The organism is Oceanobacillus neutriphilus, from assembly GCF_014645515.1.
Classification (GTDB): Bacteria; Bacillota; Bacilli; order Bacillales; family Amphibacillaceae; genus Oceanobacillus; species Oceanobacillus neutriphilus.
Genome location: NZ_BMLW01000004.1, coordinates 139,396 through 156,370 on the forward strand (window position 1 = coordinate 139,396; position 16,975 = coordinate 156,370).

The 16,975-nt window shown below is 38.6% G+C and carries 15 protein-coding genes; 11 read left to right on the forward strand and 4 right to left on the reverse strand.

The features are described from left to right. Window positions 1–106 precede the first annotated feature (106 nt). Window positions 107–688: a TetR/AcrR family transcriptional regulator gene (locus IEX29_RS07985; RefSeq protein WP_188733942.1), complete on the forward strand. Its 582-nt coding sequence runs from the start codon at window positions 107–109 to the stop codon at window positions 686–688. 210 nt (window positions 689–898) lie between these two features. Here IEX29_RS07985 and IEX29_RS07990 read toward each other — a convergent pair whose 3' ends face one another. Continuing rightward, complete coding sequence (locus IEX29_RS07990) at window positions 899–1,627, reverse strand: MurR/RpiR family transcriptional regulator (RefSeq protein ID WP_188733943.1); 729 nt, start codon at window positions 1,625–1,627, stop codon at window positions 899–901. 888 nt (window positions 1,628–2,515) lie between these two features. Between IEX29_RS07990 and IEX29_RS07995 the strand changes: the two genes are divergently transcribed. The 5 genes from IEX29_RS07995 to IEX29_RS08015 all read left to right on the forward strand — a co-directional run bounded on the left by IEX29_RS07995 (window position 2,516) and on the right by IEX29_RS08015 (window position 6,665). Next, complete coding sequence (locus IEX29_RS07995; RefSeq protein WP_188733944.1) at window positions 2,516–3,127, forward strand: AAA family ATPase; 612 nt, start codon at window positions 2,516–2,518, stop codon at window positions 3,125–3,127. Between the two features lie 57 nt (window positions 3,128–3,184). Then, window positions 3,185–3,508 (forward strand): PTS sugar transporter subunit IIB, encoded by a 324-nt coding sequence (locus IEX29_RS08000; protein ID WP_188733945.1) that lies wholly within the window; start codon window positions 3,185–3,187, stop codon window positions 3,506–3,508. Between the two features lie 91 nt (window positions 3,509–3,599). After that, window positions 3,600–4,904, forward strand: coding sequence for a PTS sugar transporter subunit IIC (locus tag IEX29_RS08005; RefSeq protein WP_188733946.1), 1,305 nt, complete (start codon window positions 3,600–3,602; stop codon window positions 4,902–4,904). Between the two features lie 42 nt (window positions 4,905–4,946). Further along, window positions 4,947–5,285 carry a PTS lactose/cellobiose transporter subunit IIA gene (locus tag IEX29_RS08010; protein ID WP_188733947.1) on the forward strand — a complete coding sequence of 113 codons (339 nt, stop codon included), beginning with the start codon at window positions 4,947–4,949 and terminating at the stop codon, window positions 5,283–5,285. 138 nt (window positions 5,286–5,423) lie between these two features. After that, a complete protein-coding gene (locus IEX29_RS08015; protein ID WP_188733948.1) occupies window positions 5,424–6,665 on the forward strand; it encodes a serpin family protein in 1,242 nt (413 codons plus the stop codon). A gap of 55 nt (window positions 6,666–6,720) precedes the next feature. On the opposite strand, the gene csaA is transcribed toward IEX29_RS08015, so the two are convergent. Then, the gene (gene csaA, locus IEX29_RS08020; protein ID WP_188733949.1) at window positions 6,721–7,053 is read right to left on the reverse strand and encodes a chaperone CsaA; all 333 of its coding nucleotides are present in this window, start codon (window positions 7,051–7,053) and stop codon (window positions 6,721–6,723) included. 259 nt (window positions 7,054–7,312) lie between these two features. Here csaA and IEX29_RS08025 point away from each other — a divergent pair, with 259 nt between their 5' ends. The 4 genes from IEX29_RS08025 to IEX29_RS08040 all read left to right on the forward strand — a co-directional run bounded on the left by IEX29_RS08025 (window position 7,313) and on the right by IEX29_RS08040 (window position 11,394). Further along, entirely contained in the window at window positions 7,313–8,020 is a 708-nt protein-coding gene (locus IEX29_RS08025; RefSeq protein ID WP_188733950.1) for an ABC transporter ATP-binding protein, read from the forward strand. After that, on the forward strand, window positions 8,017–9,264 hold the full coding sequence (locus tag IEX29_RS08030) for an ABC transporter permease (RefSeq protein WP_188733951.1): 1,248 nt from the start codon (window positions 8,017–8,019) through the stop codon (window positions 9,262–9,264). The genes IEX29_RS08025 and IEX29_RS08030 overlap by 4 nt, the downstream gene beginning before the upstream one ends. A gap of 70 nt (window positions 9,265–9,334) precedes the next feature. Beyond that, on the forward strand, window positions 9,335–10,012 hold the full coding sequence (locus tag IEX29_RS08035; RefSeq protein WP_188733952.1) for a response regulator transcription factor: 678 nt from the start codon (window positions 9,335–9,337) through the stop codon (window positions 10,010–10,012). Continuing rightward, window positions 10,009–11,394 carry a sensor histidine kinase gene (locus IEX29_RS08040; RefSeq protein WP_308423629.1) on the forward strand — a complete coding sequence of 462 codons (1,386 nt, stop codon included), beginning with the start codon at window positions 10,009–10,011 and terminating at the stop codon, window positions 11,392–11,394. Before IEX29_RS08035 ends, IEX29_RS08040 begins: the two co-directional genes overlap by 4 nt. A 127-nt stretch (window positions 11,395–11,521) precedes the next feature. Here IEX29_RS08040 and IEX29_RS08045 read toward each other — a convergent pair whose 3' ends face one another. Continuing rightward, window positions 11,522–13,174 carry a glycoside hydrolase family 13 protein gene (locus IEX29_RS08045; protein WP_188733953.1) on the reverse strand — a complete coding sequence of 551 codons (1,653 nt, stop codon included), beginning with the start codon at window positions 13,172–13,174 and terminating at the stop codon, window positions 11,522–11,524. Window positions 13,175–13,327: 153 nt separating this feature from the next. Then, window positions 13,328–15,268: a sucrose-specific PTS transporter subunit IIBC gene (locus tag IEX29_RS08050; RefSeq protein ID WP_188733954.1), complete on the reverse strand. Its 1,941-nt coding sequence runs from the start codon at window positions 15,266–15,268 to the stop codon at window positions 13,328–13,330. A gap of 203 nt (window positions 15,269–15,471) precedes the next feature. Here IEX29_RS08050 and IEX29_RS08055 point away from each other — a divergent pair, with 203 nt between their 5' ends. Then, window positions 15,472–16,971, forward strand: coding sequence for a sucrose-6-phosphate hydrolase (locus IEX29_RS08055; RefSeq protein ID WP_204799052.1), 1,500 nt, complete (start codon window positions 15,472–15,474; stop codon window positions 16,969–16,971). The last annotated feature ends 4 nt before the right edge of the window (window positions 16,972–16,975 follow it).

Below are 16,975 nucleotides of genomic sequence, written 5' to 3' on the forward strand. Positions count from 1 at the left end.
CATGCAGCTAAGCATGCTTTATAATAAGAAATAACGTAACCTACCGACCGTTCGTTTTCAAGAAAATTGTAACCTACAGTAATTATTTTGTCAAAGGAGAATTACCATGCACACAAAAGAAAAAATTTTAATGGAAGGAATGGAGCTTTTTGCAACACTGGGCTATAACGGAACTTCCATGACAAAGATCGCTGACCGGGTTGGTCTGCAGAAATCCTCCCTCTATGCACACTACAGCAGTAAAGAAGAATTATTTATGGATGTAACGACAAAGATTGCAGCAGATTATGTATACTTTGTAAAGTCCACCTTTGAAAATGACGGGCAGACAACAGAGGAAAAATTGTATCTCTCCTTTCAAGCACATGTGAAGGATATGGCGAATCATGACAGCAGTATTGAATTTTATAATCGCTTCTCCTCCTATCCTCCAAAAGGGTTTGAGAGCAGAACTTTGGAATTACTGCGTGATAGTGAGGAGCAGGCAAGGAAAGCATTTAAAGAAGAAATAAAAAAAGCTCAGAAGGCTGGAGATATTACCGATGAAGTTTCCCTAGAGGATGCAGCACGAGCTTTTTACGGTTTATTGGACGGTTTATCTTATGAAACAAGCTACTATGATATGGATATTATCGAAAATCATGGAGAGTCTATGTGGAAGGTATTTTGGAGAGGTGTTAAAGCCTAAAAACGAAAAGATAGAAATAAGTCACTTGCTCCCCTTTAGATAAGGATGCTGTTGATTTTTTCTATCTTTTAATTATATCCAGTTATTTACATAAAATTTATTAATAATACAGGCAATAAAGCTCTAAAATTTTTCAAAACTCAGAACATGTTTTAAGTTTCCCTCTGCCTATACTCAAATGTCTTTCCCCTATGCTACGATAAAATTGTATTATTCATTACACTGTTTTAAGTTTTCCAAAAAATCACTGAACAGATATTCAAAAAGTAAAATGGTCTCACCAAAAAATGTATTCGGCATATATTGGAGATCTCCTAACTGGTTATACTCGTTAATTATAATTGGAAGCGCAGAGCACGGTACTGCAGACGAGCCGGCATTTCCAATAAATGAAATGATGTCTATACCATTTTGGCTGGCGTTTTTTACTATATCCAACGCTCTCGGTGTCTCGCCTGATTGAGATATAAATATCAGCAATACCTCTCCCTGATGAGCTTCTGAGAAAAGCTGGAGATGTGTATTTGAAATGCTGTTCCAGCCATTTATCAGTAATTTTTCATTAATATAATTGGCGATAAGCTGTGAATAACCAAGGCCGAAGACAACCACTTTTTTGGATTGATATTTTTGGAATAACTCCCGGAAGGCTCCACTGTATTGCCGGATCATTTCCGTTGATATTGTAAACAAATCGCCTTTCGTTGTTTCTTTTTTTTGATTTCTCGAAAAAATTATATGATACACCATATCGGTATATCCTTCAAAATGCAGTTTTTTTGCTAAACGAATAATGGTCGATATGGAGGTATTATTATCCTGCGCTGCTTTGCGAATACCAAGCTTACTTAACGGCTCTGGATAATCAACCAGATAAGTTAATAATTTCTTTTCTAAATGATCTAATTGATGCTTATCGGAAAGATGTTCTATATTCATTGCTGAGCCTCCTGTTTAAACCGATTACAGATTTTATTGTACAGGAACCATTCCGGGCTTACAATGTTGTTTCTTATAACTCGACTTTCAAACCTTAAAAAATAACTTGCTTATCATAGTGATAGGTGTTGATTGTTCCTTCCATCTATCTTTTGATAAAGCATAAACTCTAGCTAGAAAGCAAGTAACGTGTAAGGCCGCCGCTGCGGCGGACCGTTTTGCTTTCCTAGGGGCATGCTCTTCAGCTAACTTTTTCCAAGAAGAGCACTTGGCAAAAGTGGATCTTCAGATGATGCTAATCCCTCAGGAGTCAAAACGGTCCGCCTCCGCTAGAAGGGTATTCTATACTGCTTAATCCAATTCCATCAGGTTATGATTTTTTTCATTCGCTGTAGAAGCCTAACTGAGCGCAGATTAACCAAGTAGACTCCTATAGGAACAGGAAGAGCTGAAGATTCACTTAAAAAGCGGTTATCTTTTCAAGTTAACTGCTGTCGTCTCCATGGCAGACTAAGATCTCAAGCGTCCTGGGGCCTAAGATTACTCACCCTATCGAAACGATTTGTTGCAAAGTCTGCACTAGTACGTCCTGGGAATGGGATCGCGGTTACTCGCCCGACCGGAAACATTTGTACGTCGGAAAGCGTATTGGTTAATTGCAGGAACTATACACAATCTCCATTTCAATAGTAAGGTGATTTAACAAAAAGCAAGAAGGATAGCAAAGAACATGTTCATCTTAGAATGGTAAGGTATAGATGCTTATTCTCAAGTTCGAAAGTTGAGTTATAAATACTTTGATTTACCGTATTGCAACAGGAGCAGTCTTAAAGAGAAACATATTTATTAGACAAGCACCACAACATTCTGATTTGAGGAGGAAACAAAATGCAGCATTTTACAGAAGACCCTTGGGCAAGAACCTATACAAGAAACGGATTTATTTCCGAGGAAATAATATCAAGCTTACAAAAAAGTATCCGCAGAGGAAAAGAGGAGGATGCCTGCGAATTTGCATATGAGCTCTATATCACTTCTCCACAGGCAGAGGACAAACTATGGAGACGTTTAATTGCTATTTCTGTAGAAGATATTGGAATGGGAGACCCTCAAGCAGCTATCTTAATTAATAATTTACATGATATGAGTCAAAAGTTCGTTTATGCAGATGGCGATCGTCCATTATTCTTCTTCCATGCCATTCGTTACCTATGTGCGTGTGAAAAAGATCGTTCCAGCGACTTATTAAAAAATATTGTTTCTAAAAGCTTTGCAATGGGATACCTTCCAGAGATTCCAGACATCGCTCTTGATAAACATACAACAAAAGGAAAAGCAATGGGACGCGATTCTTTCCATTTCCTAAATGAAGCAAGTAAAGTTATCCCTCAAAAAGAAGTAGATAATGATTACAAAGCACGTTATGAAGAAATTCTTAAGAAATATAATCCGGAAGAGGCTGTAGAGTCCACATTTAAAAGCAATCCCTGGCAGTACTGAAACACGAATAAAGCTAGATAAAGCATGCTGTGATTCTAACTAAAGGAGAGATTATTAATGAATATTCTTTTAATCTGTGAAGCAGGTGCATCCACTGGCTATTTAGTTCAAAAAATGCAGGCGTTTATCGCGGAGCATGAAAAGCTAAAGCATAAAGAAATGAACGTGGAAGCAACCTCTGTAAATCAATTGGGATCAACCCTTGAAGCAAAAGATATCGATGTGGTGCTTATTGCTCCACAAATTCGTTCCAGAGAAGATTCCATTCATGAAGTGTGCCAGCGCCATCAAGTAAAAGTCGGCACGATTGATCTAGTAGATTACGGGCGTATAGATGCTCCGGCAATCATTAAGTTAGCAATTAAATTGTACAAAAACTAGGTAGTCCTGACAATAAGTTACTGTCGAAGGGGTACCTCTTAGGCAGTAACTTATTTCAAAATAAAACGCTTTATAGAGGGGATGAACAGCGTTGGCCGAGACAGAATCAAGATTTCAGCAGTCCTTACAGAAATACTTATTACCTGTTGCTAAAAAAATAGAAAACCAAGTGCATATTCAAGCAGTTAAAGAGGGTATGATGAGTATCGTACCCATCATTATTATCGGCTCTTTTTGTTTATTATCTATTGCTTTAATGAATATTCTTCCAGAAGGAAACAGTGTAGCAGCTTTTATCGGCAGTCACCTTGATAAATTTATGCTTCCATTTAATTTCACGATGGGAATTATTTCATTATACTCTGCATTCTTTATAGCGGAATCACTGGCCAGAAAATATAAGATGAACTCTATTGAGATTGGAATTACTGCTGTAATCTGCCAATTTATTGTTGGTGCAGAAGTAATAGATGGCGGTTTTGGAACAGCAAACCTTGATGCACAAGGACTGTTTGTCAGTATTATTGTCAGTTTAGGAATCGTAGAAATTACCCGCTTCTTAAATAGCAAATCACTTGTCATTCGTCTGCCAAAAGATGTTCCAAGCATTGTTGCCAAGAGTTTTAACAATTTAGTTCCAATGGTGATAAATATTGTCGTATTTACAGTTATCTCTATTCTTTCCTTTGAATTTGCCGGGAAAGCATTTCCGCAGGTTATTATGAGCGTCCTCGCTCCAGCAATTCAGAGTATTGACAATATTTTTGCCGTAATGCTTATTCTTTTCTTAACGCAGCTGCTCTGGTTCTTTGGATTACATGGTGCCGCAATCACATCAAGCGTCTGGCTGCCAATCGCTACAACTTATATGGCGACGAACGCAAATAACATTGCCGCTGGCGGGGAAGCCGCGCATATCTTTACAATGGGCTTCTACTACAGTATATTATCGGTAACTGGATCCGGGATTACATTAGGCCTCGTATTTCTAATGATGCGAAGCAAGTCGGATACATTACGTCCAATTGGAAAGGTTGCTTTCATTCCATCTTTATTCGGTATTAACGAACCTGTCATTTTTGGGACACCAATTGTATTGAATCCATTCTTATTTATCCCGTTTATTTTTGCTCCTCCAATTATTGGCGGAATTTCCTACCTGCTCTTCAGTGCAGGTTTTATTGGCTACCCGATTGTAGAGCCTCCTGGTTTCTTACCGCCCGGTGTTGGAGCATTTATCATGACGCTTGATTGGAAAGCTGTCATCCTGCCATTTGTAAATATTATTGTAATGGGACTTATCTATTTTCCTTTCTTCAAAGCAATGGAGAAGGCTCAATTACTGAAAGAACAAAATGAGAAAGAAGAAGAGGAAGATGACGCATTTGATTTCTAATTGCCTCAAACTCTCTCAAATATTGATTGGAGGACACGATTCATGGAAGAGAATCAACAAAACGAAACGCCTTCTTTAGAAGCGGGTGCTTTCGAAATTATTGCGCTTGCCGGACAGGCCAAAAGCGATACATTAATCGCTTTGAAAAAGGTAAAAGGAGATGCGTATGAGGAAGCTCGCGCACTGTTAAAAGAAGCAAATGATTTAATTGTACAAGCGTCGGGCGTGCATTTAAAACTTCTTTCCAGACTATCTGAAAATTCGGAGGAAAATTTGCCTTTCCTGGTTATTCACGCAGAAGATCATTATTCCCAAGCTTCTTACTCTTATGAATTGGTTTCGGAACTATTAGATATTTTTGAGAAAAAGCTATCTTCATAACTGGAATAGCAGCCATAGTAAGCCTCGGCTTACTATGGTTTTCTTTTTATTCGTTTTAGTATTTCCTTCCATATTCGCTTGTTCCTCTCCTTCATGTATGATATGTTTAACAAAATTAAATGAGGGGATGCTGTTAAAATGATGAAAAAATTACTTTGTTTTTTTATAGTCATTTTTTTAAGCGCTTGCAGTTCCTCTAACTCCGGACAAGAAAACCCAGCTGACGATATGGATCAGCCGGACAAAGCATCGAAAGAAACCGTCCAGTCAGGATTGAACCAGCTTGGTTTTGAAGCACTCTCCGGATTAGACAAAGATGAGGATGGCAATTTATTTATCTCTCCTGTCAGTATTTGGACTGCATTGAATATGGCCTATCATGGCGCCGGAGGAGAGACAAAAGAAGAAATGGCTGAAGTACTTGGGATAGAGAATATTGATTCTGATGCCTTACTTGCTGCGAACCACAATCTGTTAGTGAATCAGACAGAGGATAATGAGGAACTGGAGCTGTATCTTGCAAATGCTATCTGGTTCAGGGAAGATATGGAGATTGAATCTGCTTACCAGGAAATGATGGAAACATCTTATCTAGCGCAAATAGAGCCCCTGACAACAGAAGATGCAATCAATGACTGGGTTGCCGAACAGACAAATGACCGAATCGATAAGATGATAGATGAGATTTCTCCTAATTTAATTTTATTCTTGCTCAATGCTGTTTACTTTCAAGGTGACTGGACCTATCCTTTTGATGAAAGCTTAACAGAGGATCAGAAATTTCATTTAGCAGACGGCTCTACTATCGAAACACCTACGATGGTATTGTACGAGGAGGAATTAAATTACGCAGAAAATGATGATGTTCAAGTTGTTTCCCTGCCTTATGAAGAGGAAGAAACCATACAAATGCAGATTTTCCTGCCTAATGAGGACACAAGCTTTGCAGATTTTCAGGAAGACTTTTCATTAGAAAAATGGCAGGAATGGACAGAGGATATGGAGAAACAGACAGGAACTGTATTTCTTCCCTCCTTCACATTGGAATATGAATCTGAACTCAATGATCTTTTTATTGATCTCGGTATGGAACAGGCCTTCGCTCCAGACCAGGCTAATTTTTCTAATATGTTTACGTCTATAGAAGATAAAGGGGCTTATATCGACGAAATTTATCATAAAACATTTATATACGTTAACGAAGAAGGTACGGAAGCAGCTGGAGCTACCTCTGTTTCAATAGAAGAAACTGCTGCAATTATACAGGATACCTTCCAGATGGAAATCGATCGCCCGTTTCTATTCACAATTACCAATACAGAAGAGAATATCATTTTATTTATGGGAAGTATCGAGCAGCCCGTAAATGAAAGTGGATAAAAAAAGTCCATTCGCCTGAGTTATTTTCAGCTCAGGCGAATGGACACTTCTTTTATTAGGAAATTTTCGTTCCGTTTGTCACTTGTTCATCTGGACCAAGTAAAACGACATCTCCCTCTTCTTCTACCCCGCCAACAACAAGCACCTCTGATTTAAAGCCGGCAATTCTGCGCGGCGGAAAATTAACGACTGCAACAACCTGACGTCCTACCAAGTCCTTAGGTGTATAGCGTTTGGTAATTTGTGCAGAGGATTGTTTTTCACCAATCTCTTCTCCAAAATCAATCCGTAATTTAATCGCAGGAACACGTGCTTTTTCAAGCGGTTCTGCGTGTAATACAGTACCTACACGTAAATCGATTTTCATAAAATCCTCATACGTTGCCATTCCATAAGCCTCCTTATGTAACAATTTTCTAATTATTTCTATTGTATCTATCTTAATGGAGAAACATACCTGAAAGCAAACAAATAAAGACCAGCTTCATTTGTAATTGCCAATGCAGCAAGGTTACTACAGCTGCTGCAATATATGAAAATAGCTTTTAATGTCTTTGTATCCTAAGATAACGAAACTTTTCCGCTTGATTTTCGTATATCTAATATACATAAATACAAACATATCCTATAACTCATGGAGGGATTCTATGCTACAGGTACATATAGATTCTGCAGGCTATCAGCAAAAAAAGCTTTACTTAAAAGATATTCATTTCACTATTTCTCCCGGTGAAATCGTCGGTCTTATCGGAGCAAACGGCGCAGGAAAAAGTACGACTATCAAATCTATTATCGGCACCATAGAGCACTTCCATGGAAACATTAAATTAGAAGATGACAAACAGCTGGCATATATCCCGGAAGAGCCCATCCTCTATGATCGTCTTACACTTTGGGAGCATCTGCGGCTCGCTGCCACCTCTTATGAAATCCCGCAAGATGTCTGGGAGTCCCGGGCAAAGAATCTTCTAAAAAAATTCTCCTTGACTGGCAAAGAGCATGAGCTGCCTATTCATTTTTCCAAAGGAATGCGGCAAAAAACATTAATTTGTCTCAGCTTTATGACAGAAGCGGATATTTATATCATTGATGAACCGTTTATCGGCTTAGATCCAATAGCAACAAAACATCTGATCACCCTGCTGCATCAGGAAAAAGAACGTGGAGCGGCTCTGCTAATGTCTACCCATGTACTTGATTCCGCAGAAAAACTATGTGACCGGTTTATTCTTTTAAACGAAGGACACACTGTTTTTCAAGGGGGCTTACAAGAGCTGCAGACAGCAACAAATCAACCGGCCGGCACATCTCTATTAGACTGCTTTTATGAATTACTGGAGGAGAGTGTATCATGAATAAGACAGCACGCAGCTTGTTCTTCAATCGGCTCCAGTCAGATTTTCAAAATTTATGGGAAGCGAGTAAGCTGATACTTGATTGGACATTATTTATCTATTTATTAATCCCCGGAGTCGCTGCTGGTGCATTTTTCTATATGGAGTGGCTCGGTGATATACCATACATTTTAAATCTGATCGGCTGGTACGGCTGGATGATTATATTGGCGATAAGTTTTTTCCTGTATAATATAAAGTTATTCACATACCTGGCAGACCAGCTTTTTCTATGCAGAAATATTCCCTTATTGCGGCGTGTATCCCAATATGGAATCATCTATTCTATCAGTATTGTGTTGTTTACCAGCACATTGCTATTTCTAGTCGCTGTTCCTTTTCTAAGTAAAATATTTACTTTATCCCTTCTTTCTTCAGGATATCTATGGCTATACTATCTCTCAGGGGCATGTTTGGTTACGTTGTGGAAAAAGTATGCACAAATTCATTTCCCATCCGTTATTTTACGCACGCTATCTTATATCATAGTCCTTGCGTTGTGGATAAGTCTAACTCAGGTTATTGTATCCGACTTCCTGCTGTGGATATCGTGGATAAGCATTAGTTTTATTGCTGTGATAACCATGGCTTATAAACTCCCATATGATGGAACGCATTTTTTAAAAATTGCTGAAATGGATGAACAGGCAAGAGGCAAATGGGCTAACCTTTTACTTACAAACGCTAATCAACAAGGCTACAAGCTGCCTTCTGCAAAACCGGTGCGACTCTGGAAGAATTCACAGGTTATGTTCCAAAAACAAAACAGCGCTATGATTTTTACTGATGCCTATTTTAAATCTTTCTTTCGCAATTTACCCGTGCTGATGCCGCTTGTTCAGCTCACAAGTCTTTTAATTGCTGTGCTGATATTAGCTGCACCATACTGGACCGGTTGCTTATTTTGGCTTGCTTCCATTTATATCATTGTGGATATCACGAAAACAGGCTGGCTTGGTTTCAGATTCGATTCCTTTATTATACTTTTTCCCTGGAAGGAACCTGTACTGCGAAGCTCCCTGGAAACCAGTGTGCTGCGCTTAAGCTCACCTATCCTTCTGGTTATCGGCCTCCTTTTTGGATATTTGAAATTTGGTATTTTAGGGATGCTGATTTTCTCTATTAGCAGTGTATTATTAGGAATAGGACTGATTTATTGGCATATTCGTTATGTACCTGTGAATAAGGTAAAACCAGTCGAATAATTTGGCAGCTTCCTTTGATTTGCAGTAAGCTTAGGACAAGCAATATTTAATGTGAATGGAGATTACCCACATGCAAAGTATATTAATTGTTGACGATGATACCCATATCCTTCAGCTTGTCCGTATTCAGCTGGAGAAGGAAGGCTTCTTCGTTTCTGAGGCTAAGGATGGTGCAGAAGCTTTAGCCATATTAAAAAAGACAAATTATGATTTGGCTGTTGTTGATGTGATGATGCCGTTTATGAATGGATTTCAACTGACTAAAGAAATTCGTAAAAAATACGATATTCCAATTATATTACTCACAGCAAAAGGACAAATTGAGGATAAAGAAGAAGGATTCCTTGCAGGAACAGATGACTATTTAGTAAAACCATTTGAGCCCCGTGAATTGATCTTTCGTGTGCAGGCATTGCTGCGCCGCTATCAACTGGAAAATAACACGCATACCATACAATTTGGAGATACAGAAATCAATCTAAATAATTATGAGATAAAGATTGGGGATAAAACATTTTTACTCCCTTTAAAGGAGTTCGAATTATTGGCATTATTGGCAACTTATCCACAGCATGTATTTCCTCGTACACAGCTGATCGAAAAAATATGGGGGATGGATTACGATGGGGATGAACGGACAGTGGATGTGCATATTAAACGGCTGAGGCAGCGCTTCTCTTCCCAGACCTCTTCCTTCTCCATTAAAACAGTCCGCGGCATTGGATACTGTTTGGAGCCGGAGGAATGATGCGATCACTTTATGTAAAATTTGCTGCTGTTACCATTGGCATCATGGTCCTTAGCGGCGTTATCGCTTTTTTCGTATCGAACACTTATTATCAACATTCTCTCAAGCCCCAAAACGACGAAAAAAATACGTCAATTGCTTTGGAGATGGCTGCCTTTATTGAAAATAATCCAGAAATAACGATTACTGACTACTTAACAAATATGGCAGATGTCGGTTATCAACTGTATCTTGTGGATAACAATGGCCAAGAGCAGTTTTTTGGAGCAGAGTTCCGGGAGAACAATTTAACAGATACTGAAATACAAAAGGTTTTAGATGGAGAAATTTTCCACGGGATGGTTCATTTCCCCAGACAAACCTTTGTAACAGGCTTTTTTGCAAATGAATTAAAAAATTCTATCGGTGTTCCGATTACATATCAGGACGAAACCTATGCTTTATTTATCCGGCCGGATATCAAGCTGTTGTTTAATGAGATGCATTTACTATTTGGAGTACTTTTTGCTTTAACGATTATTTTAAGTATTTTATTTGTTCTCCTTAGCACAATTTATCTTGTCAAACCTATTTCCCGGCTTAGCAATGCAACAAAACAGCTGGCTAAAGGAAATTTTCAAGTGAAAACTTTAGAAACGAAACGGAAAGATGAATTAGGAGAGTTATCCACAAGTTTCTCACAAATGGCAGAACAAATTGAGAAAAATGACCGGCTGCGCAAGGAATTTGTTTCAAATATTTCACATGATATTCAATCTCCATTATCAAATATTAAAGGATATACGAATTTACTCAGTGACAAGGAGACTTCAGAAGAAGAAAAGAATCAGTATACCTCGATTATTAACGAAGAAATCAGCCGGCTGTCCATCATGACAGAACAGCTTCTGCTTCTCTCTTCCCTTGACCGGGATCAACAGATTGTGAAAAAGAAACGGATTAATATCAGCAGCCAGTTAAAAAATTTATTAATGAGCTATCAATGGTTGATTCAAGAAAAAGAAATCATGCTGAGCTATACACTTCCTGAACTGGAGATTGACGCTGATCCCTCCCTGTTAAATACAGTTTGGGATAACCTGCTGTCCAATGCCTTAAAATATAATCATCCAGGCGGCGGCATTGACATCCAGCTCACTTACACAGAGGAGCAGTGCTCCATTTCCTTTATAGACACAGGAATTGGTATATCCGATGAGGAAACAAAACGTATCTTTGACCGTTTTTACCGGGCAGATGCTTCCCGTACCAGAAGTGTAAAGGGAACTGGATTAGGATTATCTATTGTAGCAACGATTGTAGAATTGCATGGCGGTACGGTCAGTGTTCAGGCTAATGAAGATAACATTGGTACGATTTTCACAGTGAAACTCCCTTTATGAAGCAGGTAATCTTTAAAACTAAATCATTATGAACCCTCATTAGAACCCATTCTGCACAAGGAAGGGATATCTAATGAGGATTCTTTTTTTATAGGTCTTTTATTATTACTCAATATTTATAATCGCTTCATATTTTTTTACTTAGTTGATACATAACTGCTTCATAGGGCCTTAAGTGAACAATATTCAAATCTAAACTAGAATCTTCGTAATTACTTAATAAGATTTTCGTTTGCATACCTTCTGCAGCTGAATAACGAAACTCTCTTTCGTCCTCATAGAAATTACATACAATAAGCAGCCTTTCATTTTCCAAAATTCGTTCATAAGCATAAATGCTTTCATCATCAGGATTTAAGAGATTGTATGTGCCGTATACTAGTGTTTTGTTATGCTTTCTCATATCAATTAATTTTTGATAATGATAAAATACAGAATCCTTATCTTCAAGTGCTTCTTCAACATTTATAGAAGTGTAGTTTGGATTCAGCTTCATCCAAGGCTGCCCCTGAGTAAATCCAGCGCCTGGTTCGCCAGACCATTGCATTGGGGTCCGGGCATTGTCTCTTGCTTTCATATAGAGTGCTTTCATCATTTCCTCTTTGCTATACCCGGCTTTGATTCTTTCCTGATAGATATTTTGTGTTTCAATATCGATATAATCATCAATCGAATCAAAAGCAGCATTCGTCATCCCAATTTCCTCTCCTTGATAAACATACGGTGTGCCCTTCATCCCGTGCAGTAACGTTGCTAACATTTTTGCTGATTTAACTCGAAATTCTCCGTCATTTCCCCATCTTGATACAATTCTTGGCAGATCATGATTGTTCCAAAACAAGCTGTTCCATCCATCCTGATCCAGGGCATATTGCCATTTACTTAAAACCTGCTTTAACTCGGTTAATTCCAATTTCTTTAAATCCCATCTGCGCTTTCCGGGGATTTTATCTAAATGTATATGCTCGAATTGGAATACCATACTTAGTTCATTTCTGTCTGAAGAAGAGTATAACTTAGCATTCTCGGTTGTTGCTCCCCACGCTTCTCCTACTGTCAGCAAATCATATTTTCCGAATGTTTGACGATACATTTCCTGCAGATAATCGTGTAATTTAGGACCGTTTTCTTTAATTTGTTTATCGGGGTCCTTTCCGATTAAATCAATAACATCCATTCGGAAGCCGCTGATTCCTTTGTCTATCCAAAAATTCATCATTTCCCATATACTGTTTCTCATTTCTTCATTATCCCAATTTAAATCAGGCTGCTGTCTGCTGTAAAAATGTAAATAATACTGATCCGTATTTTCATCATATTCCCAGGCTGAGCCACTAAAATTAGACTCCAGTTCATTCGGCTCTCGGCCATCTGCCGCCGGGTTACGCCAGATATAATAATCTCTATACGGGTTGCCTCTTCTCTTCTTTGCCTCTATAAACCATGGATGCTGATCGGAAGTATGATTGACTACCAGATCCATAATAATTTTAATTCCGCGTTCCTGACTCTCCAGCAACAATTTATTCATATCATCCATTGTGCCATACTCTGATAGAATGGAGCGATAATCACTGATATCATACCCATTGTCGACATTAGGAGATTCATACACCGGACTTAACCAGATGACATCAATACCCAGCTTCTTCAAATAATCTAATTTCTGTATAATTCCTTTTAGATCACCTATTCCATCACCGTTACTATCATTAAAACTGCGAGGATATATTTGATAAATGACACTTTTATGCCACCATTTTTGCTGTGTATTTCCCATCTTCATCCACCACTTTTCTTTGTTATTTTTCTATATTAAAAACCCAAATAAAAGAAGAAGGACGGCAAATGAGCTTTCCCTCTTCTTTTTTCGTTCACTTTACATTAAAATCAATGTGAGGTCATACGGACTGTGAAGTAAAACATTCTTGGTTTATTTATTCAAATAAAGCAAATCGTCACCCTCAACAATCTCTTCCTCATCTGCTGTAAATACTTCAGCATAGTCGCCTGTATTGGTTATAATGACCATTACCGTCGGGTCATAACCAGCTTTTTTAATCTCATCCATGTTAAAAGTTCCTAAAATATCACCTTTTTTTACTAGCTGTTCCTGGCTTACTTCTGAGCTGAAGCCTTCTCCATTCAGATTTACTGTATCAATACCGATATGAATTAAGATTTCCGCTCCCTGATCGGTACGAATCCCATAAGCATGCTTTGAATCGTAAGTAACAGTAATCGTACCGTCTGCCGGAGCGATAATCTGTTGTTTTTCCGGATAAACAGCTATTCCCTTTCCCATCATCTCCGAAGAAAATACCTGGTCATTAACATCCTGCAAAGGAATTAGTTTTCCAGTCAGCGGTGAGCTGATTGTCACTTTATCTGCTTGAACAGATGGAGCTGCAGGGCTTGTTTCATTTGCAGGTTCTTCCGGGCTTTGATCATTTTCCGGTACAGCTAATTTACGTTTCCCATAAATAAAGGTTAGCGTAAAGGCAACCGCCATACTGATGACAATCCCGACCATAAACATTGGAATAGAGTTAGGTGCAATTGAAATAAAACCAATCACACTTGCCGGTCCCATTGCCACTGCGAGTACATGAAAGAATCCAATAAACGCAGAAGCAATTCCTGCTCCGATCATTCCGCAGATAAACGGGAATTTCAGTTTTAAGTTTACACCGAAAATCGCCGGCTCTGTAATACCCAGCATGGCAGATACACTTGCCGAAGACGCAAGACCTTTCTGCTTTTTATTCTTTGTCACAAAGAATATTGCCAGACACGCCGCTCCTTGTGCTACATTTGCCATAGAAGCAACTGGGAAAATAAAGGAACCGCCTGTTGCACTTACATCAGCAAGCAGCATCGTTTCAATTGCAGGGAAACTTTGATGCAGCCCGGTAATAACAATAGCGGAATACAACGTCCCAAAGATTCCTAAGCCGAATCCTCCTGTTGTCTGGTATAACCAAACAAGACCGTCTGTTAATCCGTCAGATAATGAACGCATGACAGGCCCAACGAAAATAAACGTTAAAAATCCAGTAATAATGACAGCAAGCATTGGTGTAAAGGTAAAATCAAATGCATTAGCCATCCGTTTATGGAAGAATTTCTCTATGTTAGCCAAAATCCATGATACTGCCAATACCGGCAATACAGATCCTTGATAGCCTGCCTGTGCTACATCCAATCCAAAGATATTCCAGTAGCTCATTGTTCCATCCTCAATCGCATTTGCTACCCCATAGCCATTGACCAAGTCGGGCATAACCATAGCCATGGCCATCGCAGCACCTAAATACGGATTACCGCCAAACCGTTTCGTAGCGGAATAACCAATCAAAATCGGCAAAAAGGCAAATGGTGCAGAAGACAGCAGATTAATAATACCAGCTACATCCTCTATGGCAGGAAACATTTCTACAATCGACCTTGGACCAAATAAATCTGGAGATGTTAAGACATTATTTAAAGCCATCAATAAACCGCCGGCTACTAATGCCGGGATTATTGGAACGAAAATGTCCGACAATAATTTAATAAATGACATAATCGGATTTGGTTTTTTCTGATCCTCTGATATCGTTTTCAAAGCATCCTTAGATACCTCTTGAATTCCTGTTGCATCTGTTAATTCTTTATATACTTTATTCACATCGCCAGGTCCGATAATAATCTGGAATTGACCATTTTGCTTAAAGGTTCCTTTAATATCCGGATGATTATCTAATCCTTGCTGATCAATATTTTTATCATCTTTTAATACTAAACGTAAACGGGTGGCACAGTGAGCAGCGGCTTGAATATTATCTTCGCCAAGCATTTTCAGGATGTCTTCTGCAACCTGCTTGTGATTCATGATTAGTTCCTCCTCTTGTAACCGTTTTTTTAATATCATACAAATAAAAACAGGATATGTCAATCGTTTATCATAAATTTCATTTTAAATTAACAAAGTCATATTTAATCAATGCTTTATTAATGTTATTCGTTTGACATATTATGAATTATTGCATATGTTCTATATAAGGAAATTATTGAATATAAAGGAGTTGAGAGAGTGTGAAATTAATAACAGAATGGACAACACCTTTGCGCTATAAACCCTATCACCATTGGCCGGCAGCCTATCAAGATATGCTGGAAGGAGCAATCCAGAAGTCAGACTGGAAGCAAGCATTTCACATTCAGCCAAAGACAGGATTATTAAATGATCCAAATGGTTTTTCCTTCTATGATGGAAAATGGCATTTGTTTTATCAGGCTTATCCGTTTGGACCTGTGCATGGTGTGAAATCCTGGTATCATATGGTATCTGATAATTTAGTTGACTGGGAACAGCATGATTATGCGTTATTACCCGATTCTCCTTACGATAGTCATGGTGTTTATTCTGGTTCTGCTATGACAGTGGAAGACAAACTGTTTCTTATGTACACAGGAAATGTACGAAATGAGAAATGGGAACGTCACTCCTATCAGTTAGGAGCCTGGATGAACTCTGACATGCAAGTAGAAAAGATAACGAAGCCATTAATAGAGAATCCTCCAGAAGGATATACACATGAATTTCGTGATCCACAGGTATTTCGTTATCAGGATCAATATCTAATGGCAATTGGAGCACAAACAGATAGTGAAAAAGGTGCTGTATTAGTTTATCAAAGCAATGAACTGGCAGATTGGGAATTACTTGGTGAACTCCGCTATACAACAGAAGAAATGGGATTTATGGTGGAATGTCCTAATCTGGTTTTTGTGGACAATCAGCCGGTGCTGTTGTTCTGCCCACAAGGTTTGGACAAAGACATTGCTTCTTATCAGAATATATATCCTAATATGTATGTTATTGGTTCATCTTTTAACAAGGAATCCCTTGCTGTAGAGAACGCTTCTGACTTAGTAAATCTGGATGAAGGCTTTGATGTCTATGCGACACAGGCTTTTAATGCGCCGGACGGCCGTGTATTGAGTGTTGGCTGGATTGGACTTCCTGAAATCGATTACCCGAGCTTTGAAGAAGGCTGGGCCCACTGCCTTAGTATCGTGAAAGAATTGTCGATCAAGAATCAGCACTTGTATCAAAAACCGGTTATAGAAATGCAGGAATTACGTCAAAATCACGATATATTACAAGGGACTGCCCAGGCAAAGAATCTGTTATTATACTCTCCTGATAATAATGTTTACGAATTAAAACTTGAATTAGATGCCAGTACATCAGGTTCATTATATCTGTTTGCAGACGAACAGAATAAAGAAGGATTGAAGCTTTCTTTCGATTCAAAACATGATACAATAAGCATGGATCGAAGTAAGGCCGGTATCCCTTTTGGAGAATCCTATGGTTCCATTCGAACTGCTGCATTAAAAAGACAAGATAAATTGACATTACACATTTTTGCAGACCGTTCTGTCTGCGAGGTTTTTGTGAACGACGGCTATTGTGTCATGACAAGCCGCGTCTTTTTAAAAGACCCTAAGCAGACGCATATATTCCTTCAGGGATTTGAAGGTGACTATACGGGGGATTTCTGGACCCTGCGCGAAATGAACGAGTAATGAA

Bases quoted from the DNA above. Each gene is read 5' to 3' on its own strand.
- csaA (WP_188733949.1), bottom strand. From the start codon at position 7,053: ATGGCAACGTATGAGGATTTTATGAAAATCGATTTACGTGTAGGTACT.
- IEX29_RS08050 (WP_188733954.1), bottom strand. From the start codon at position 15,268: ATGAATCACAAGCAGGTTGCAGAAGACATCCTGAAAATGCTTGGCGAA.
- IEX29_RS08040 (WP_308423629.1), top strand. From the start codon at position 10,009: ATGATGCGATCACTTTATGTAAAATTTGCTGCTGTTACCATTGGCATC.
- IEX29_RS08045 (WP_188733953.1), bottom strand. From the start codon at position 13,174: ATGGGAAATACACAGCAAAAATGGTGGCATAAAAGTGTCATTTATCAA.
- IEX29_RS08035 (WP_188733952.1), top strand. From the start codon at position 9,335: ATGCAAAGTATATTAATTGTTGACGATGATACCCATATCCTTCAGCTT.
- IEX29_RS08015 (WP_188733948.1), top strand. From the start codon at position 5,424: ATGATGAAAAAATTACTTTGTTTTTTTATAGTCATTTTTTTAAGCGCT.
- IEX29_RS07990 (WP_188733943.1), bottom strand. From the start codon at position 1,627: ATGAATATAGAACATCTTTCCGATAAGCATCAATTAGATCATTTAGAA.
- IEX29_RS07985 (WP_188733942.1), top strand. From the start codon at position 107: ATGCACACAAAAGAAAAAATTTTAATGGAAGGAATGGAGCTTTTTGCA.
- IEX29_RS08010 (WP_188733947.1), top strand. From the start codon at position 4,947: ATGGAAGAGAATCAACAAAACGAAACGCCTTCTTTAGAAGCGGGTGCT.
- IEX29_RS08025 (WP_188733950.1), top strand. From the start codon at position 7,313: ATGCTACAGGTACATATAGATTCTGCAGGCTATCAGCAAAAAAAGCTT.
- IEX29_RS07995 (WP_188733944.1), top strand. From the start codon at position 2,516: ATGCAGCATTTTACAGAAGACCCTTGGGCAAGAACCTATACAAGAAAC.
- IEX29_RS08000 (WP_188733945.1), top strand. From the start codon at position 3,185: ATGAATATTCTTTTAATCTGTGAAGCAGGTGCATCCACTGGCTATTTA.
- IEX29_RS08030 (WP_188733951.1), top strand. From the start codon at position 8,017: ATGAATAAGACAGCACGCAGCTTGTTCTTCAATCGGCTCCAGTCAGAT.